This window comes from Moorena sp. SIO2C4 (genome assembly GCF_010672485.1).
GTDB lineage: Bacteria > Cyanobacteriota > Cyanobacteriia > Cyanobacteriales > Coleofasciculaceae > Moorena > Moorena producens.
On the sequence record NZ_JAAHGN010001402.1, the window covers coordinates 1 to 1,543 of the forward strand.

The 1,543-nt window shown below is 45.2% G+C and carries 1 protein-coding gene; it reads right to left on the bottom strand.

What is annotated here, in order from left to right:
* Positions 1-7: 7 nt before the first annotated feature.
* On the bottom strand, positions 8-1,402 hold the full coding sequence (locus tag F6K20_RS38000; protein ID WP_008188284.1) for a sugar porter family MFS transporter: 1,395 nt from the start codon (positions 1,400-1,402) through the stop codon (positions 8-10).
* Positions 1,403-1,543 lie beyond the last annotated feature (141 nt).

A 1,543-nucleotide genomic window follows, 5' to 3' on the forward strand; every position in this document is an offset into this window, starting at 1 on the left:
TTTACGATTACATTGCTTCGAGTTCCTTACCTTTGGTTTCCCGAACTGCGAAAACAACTAAGAAAAAGGAGATAGCAGCAGCAATGGTATAAAGACCATAAGCAGTACCTAAACCAAATCTAGTCAGGAGAATGGGGAAGGTGATGGTAATGAAAAAATTGGCCAGCCATTGAGTTGAAGCACCAACAGACAGTGCAGAGCCTCGAATCTGGTTGTTGAACATTTCCCCTAGCATCACCCAGACCACTGGTCCCCAGGAAAAGCCGAAGCAGAACACATACAGGTTAGCGGCTAAGAGGGCAACAATCCCTTGAGAGTGAGTCAGAATCAATTCACCAGCGCTATCCAACTGGGCGAAAGTAAAAATAAATGCCATTATCCCCAAGGTCAAGGTCATGCCAATAGACCCAAGGAGCAGAAGGGGTTTGCGTCCAAACTTGTCTATGAATGCGATCGCTAAAAGGGTAGTAAGAAGATTAATAGCGCCAGTAATAACATTAATTAGCAGGGAATCCCCTTCTGAAAACCCTACCTCTTGCCATAACACATTACCATAGTAGAATACTACATTAATTCCCACAAACTGTTGAAATATAGATAGCCCCATGCCTACCCAGACAATGGGAAGCAGCATACCATTTTTCCCAATCAGATCAGACAGTTTAGGCTTGCGCTCTTTTAGAACTGTTTGCTGAATTTCCAAGACCTTGGCTTGGACATCACCACTCTCAATCTTGGCGAAAACAGCAGCAGCTTTTGTCAATCGGCCAATAGAGACCAAAAACCGGGGAGATTCAGGAATCAACCAAGCCCCCACCCAATAAACAGTTGCTGGAATCAGCTCCATCCAGAACATCCAGCGCCAAGCCGGTATAGAAAACCAAAGTGGTGCTTCTGCTGAACCGGTAGCCATACCAATCAAGTAGTTGCTGACAAAAGCAATAAAAATACCAATAACAATTGCCAATTGCTGCAGAGAACCTAACCTTCCCCGCAGGTGAGCTGGAGAAACCTCTGCGATGTAAGCTGGACTAATTACACTAGCGGCACCCACAGCAATGCCACCCACCAGTCGATAGACTACAAAATCCCAGATACTGATCGCTATACCAGAGCCAATGGCACTGATAGTAAATAAAGCAGCAGTCATCAGCATCACCTTTTTGCGGCCATACCAATCCGCCATCTGTCCAGCGTAAAACGCCCCAACTGCAGAACCTAGCAGCATCGAAGATACTGAAAATCCCGTCCCGACGCTAGTGGAGTGAAAGGCTTTTTGCAGTGCTGTAATCGTGCCATTGATCACTGCACTGTCGAAACCGAATAAAAAACCACCAATGGCAGCTACTGCGGAAATCAGGAGTACAAAAGATATATGGTATTGTTGTTTGTCATTTATCATTTATAGCAGTTCTCAATGGGGTGAGGTACTTTCGTCTTGGGTTAATGGGAGTAGGGAGTAGTGAGTAGGGAGTAGGGAGTAGGAAGTAGCGCTGCATCGCTTTTGAATTTTCCATGTTGATGCATACCTGGAAGCTTTTTA